Annotated in this window: 3 protein-coding genes; all 3 read left to right on the top strand. The window is 51.1% G+C overall.

The genetic code is table 11. The features are described from left to right. Positions 1-2,679: conjugative transfer ATPase (locus AC0UA9_RS16805; RefSeq protein WP_475661815.1), on the top strand; the 2,679-nt coding region annotated here is incomplete at its 5' end. Positions 2,680-2,915: 236 nt separating this feature from the next. After that, positions 2,916-3,413 (top strand): TIGR03757 family integrating conjugative element protein, encoded by a 498-nt coding sequence (locus AC0UA9_RS16800; RefSeq protein ID WP_475661814.1) that lies wholly within the window; start codon positions 2,916-2,918, stop codon positions 3,411-3,413. Further along, on the top strand, positions 3,403-3,795 hold a 393-nt coding region (locus AC0UA9_RS16795; RefSeq protein WP_475661812.1), incomplete at its 3' end, for a TraU family protein. The genes AC0UA9_RS16800 and AC0UA9_RS16795, both read left to right, overlap by 11 nt.

The raw sequence follows: 3,795 nt of genomic DNA, 5'->3' as shown, positions 1-3,795 counted from the left end.
TGGGTTGAGTATGTCTGCGAATCAGGCTGCTTTTTGCTAGAAGATGGCGTATCCGTGGGAGTTGTAGCGGAGATTATTCCTGTCCCGACAGAAGGCCGTAGTGAAGAGGCATTGGAAACTGTCCGAGACACTATTTGTTCAGCACTACAGGACTGTCTGCCTGAGCACGATCACCATCCGTGGGTTCTGCAACTGTATGTGCGCGATGATACTGATCCGCGTCCCGACTTAGAAAATTTACGCGCTTACGCGCGTCCTGGGTTGTTAGATACCGAGTTTACAAAAGCATGGCTGGCGAGCATGGATGCTCATATGCGTGCGATCGCAAAGCCTGGTGGGTTATTTGAGGATGATCGAGTCACTCAAACTCAGTGGCGTGGCCAGACACGACGCACTCGTTTAGTGCTGTATCGTCGACTAGGTAGCGCTAAAGCAAAAATGGGTGAGCGAAAGGCGCGCTCGACTAACCCAGAAGATGCTGTGAATCATGTTTATGATCGCTTGGTGACTTCGCTTCAGCCGGCTGGATTGTCATTTCGACGCTATGATGGCCGAGACTTTCATCGTTGGTTGATGCCACGCTTTAATCCTCGCCCCCGTATTTCTCCAGAAGATCCTCAACGTTTTTACAATGTGTTTGATTACCCTGATGATGATGGTCGCCTGCCCCAATACGACTTAGCTGAGGGTATGCTGGCCAGTTCACCTCATGGGGATGTTGAACGCGGGCTTTGGTACTTTGATGGAATGCCTCATGCCGTTGTACCTGTTGAAGAGATGCGACAGGTGCCCAAAATTGGACACATCACCGGAGAGGTAACTCGCACTAATGGTAAAAGCGGCGGAAAAATATCAAATGCGTTGCTGGATTTATTGCCTGAAGGTACTGAGGCTTGCTTGACTGTCGTTGCGACGCCCCAGGAGAGACTTGAAGATCAGATTGATAAGCTTCGCCTGAAAGCCGTTGGCGGCACTGTGCAGGCCCAAAAAGTTCGAGAGGATTGCGATAAGGCACGGGGTTATTTAGGTGACGATCATAAGCTGTATCAGTCGTCTCTTGTGTTCTACGTAAATGGTGCCAATGAACGTGAGTTAGAGAAGCGATTCCTTGAATTAACGACGCGATTGACCAGCGCCCACCTAAAACCGGTCGATCCTGAAGATGAAGTAGCTGCTCTCAATAGTTATTTGAGATGGTTGCCTATGGCGTACGATCCTGAGCTAGATCGCTCTAGATGGTACACAAAGATGAATTTTGTGCAGCATATTGCCAACTTGGCGCCCCTTTTTGGGCGTGCCAAGGGTACAGGGAATCCGGGGATTAGCTTTTTCAATCGTGGTGGTGGGACGTTTAATTTTGACCCGCTAAACCTGGATGACCGAGCGGCCAATGCGCATATGTTGATTTTTGGGCCCACCGGTGCAGGTAAATCAGCAACGTTGAACGGTATTCTCAGCCAAGTGATGGCCATTCATCGTCCGAGGCTCTTTGTCATTGAGGTCGGCAACTCCTTTGGCATGTTAGGTGACTACTTTCAGCGCAAGGGAATGACGGTAAACAAGGTGCGCCTGGCACCAGGCTCTGGTGCGTGCTTGCCTCCATTTTCAGAGGCTCATCGACTGCTGGATGCAGAGATGGAAGCTGCTCGATTAGAACGTGACCGCGAAGATCATAACCCCTACGAAGAAGCCTCTGTTGATACCCTCGTTAAGGATGATGATGACAAGGAGAGTGACGAACGAGACTTGATGGGGGAAATGGAAATCGCCGCCCGTTTGATGATCACAGGGGGAGATCCCAAGGAGGAAGCTCAGTTCCGTAGGGCAGACCGAAGGATGGTGCGTGATGCAATTTATCGAGCTGCTCGTACGTCTCATGCGTCTGGCCGTGCTTGTCTGACAGAAGATGTACGGCAAGCATTTCGTGAGATCGCAATTGACCCAGAACTGCCGGAGTCGGCCCATAATCGCGCTTATGAGATGGGCGAAAGCCTTGGCCTGTTTGTAGACGGTTTTGACGGTGAAGTATTTAACCGTGCTGGTAATGCGTGGCCTGAATGCGACGTTACTATCATCGACTTGGCCCACTACTCGCGGGAAGGCTATGAAGCCCAACTAGCTCTGGCCGTTATTTCGATCACGAATATGATCACCAATCTGGCTGAGCGCGAGCAATTCTCTGGTCGTCCCATTGTTCAGGCGATTGATGAAAGCCATATCGTGACGGTGAATCCACTGCTCAGCCCGTTCTTTGTCAAAGTTGGCAAGATGGGCCGTAAGCTTTCCCACTGGCTCTGGTTTGCCACTCAAAACTTAGAGGATTTCCCTGCTGCGGCAGAAAAACTGCTGAACATGGTTGAGTGGTGGATTTGCCTAACGATGCCGCCTGATGAAGTCGAGCAGGTGGCCCGTTTCAAGAGCCTGACACCTTCCCAGCGACAGTTGATGCTGTCGGCCACCAAAGTCAATAAGAAGTACACCGAAGGCGTCGTCTTATCGACACGCTTAGAGGCATTGTTCCGCGTTGTACCTCCCAGTTTATACCTGGCGTTAGCAGGTACGGAGGGAGATGAAAAAGCCGAACGTGATCGCGTGATGCGTGAGCTTAATTGCTCCGAGCTTGATGCAGCCATTGAGATTGCTCGTCGACTTGATGAAAAACGCGGAATTAGGGGGTGAATGCAGCTATTCGCTACGTCTAGGCGGCAGTGCTGATGAGCATTTGTAATTACTGCTGCAGTCAAACGTAATGGATAGATCAATAGAGTAGCAGTTCCTCACGTCCAGTCAGAGCAACATTACTTGAGCCATTGAGACTGTGTCAGAAAACCTATCGACTCCAATTAACGTTTTCTGCTGTGTCAGTACCTATGAATAGGGTTTGCTGGATCAATCAATTTGCTGGAGTGATGGACATGCTGAGACAACCTTCCAACCTTTCTTCTTCGCGGCGCTGGCTGACCTCGCTGGCCGTCAGTGCTTTGTCCTTGTCACCGATGAGTGTACTGGGACAAGCAGCAATGATCGATGTGGCTCCGGCGATCAGTGACCTTACCAACAGCATTGAAGTGTTTACCACGGCAGGGATGCCCATGAGTAACGTTCCTGATGATGTCGTGGTCATTGAGCTTGATGCTCCAGCTCGTCTTGATGCTGAAATCTCGCAAGGGCTACCCAAGGATTCAGCTGCTGCGAAAGATGTGATGCTTGAGCGTATGCACTCTCCAGAGTGGGAACATGTGGTCATGCGTTATGGAGACCTCTATACAGGAGTGGCCCGTGCCTGGCTGCTGCGCGTCGAGAAACTCCCAGCTGTGGTCGTGGATGGGCAATTTGTTGTATATGGCCAGCCTGATGTCACCGCAGCGGTCATGGATATCATGAGCCAGCGGGAGAGTCGCGATGATGAATAAACTGAGGCAGCTACTGCCCACAGTGATGTTTGCGGGGCTATTCGGGTTACTAATTAGCATTCACTCCCCGCAGGCTCATGCGATCAGTACGCAGTCAATTATCAATTCTTCGTTGTCGAGCCAGTGCCTAGATTACAGTGTTGTGGGGGTCTGCATTTGGCTCGAATGTGACGAGAGTGGTTGCTGGGTTCAGACGTCGCTGCTGGTTCGACACTATATACCCGAGTTAGTGGTTTCTAGCTATGAGAATACGGGGGAGAACCCGTGGTCTGATGTGATCGGCGAGTCGTACAACGAATTTCCCGACTTGGTTCTCGACCTGGCTCCTAACATTAGTGCAATGGGCCGCGGGCAAAACACCACGGAAGGGGAAGCCAGGTGC

The organism is Colwellia sp. F1, from assembly GCF_056238625.1.
The sequence above is the reverse complement of the archived record's forward strand: the minus strand, read 5'-3'. Positions and strand labels throughout refer to the sequence as shown.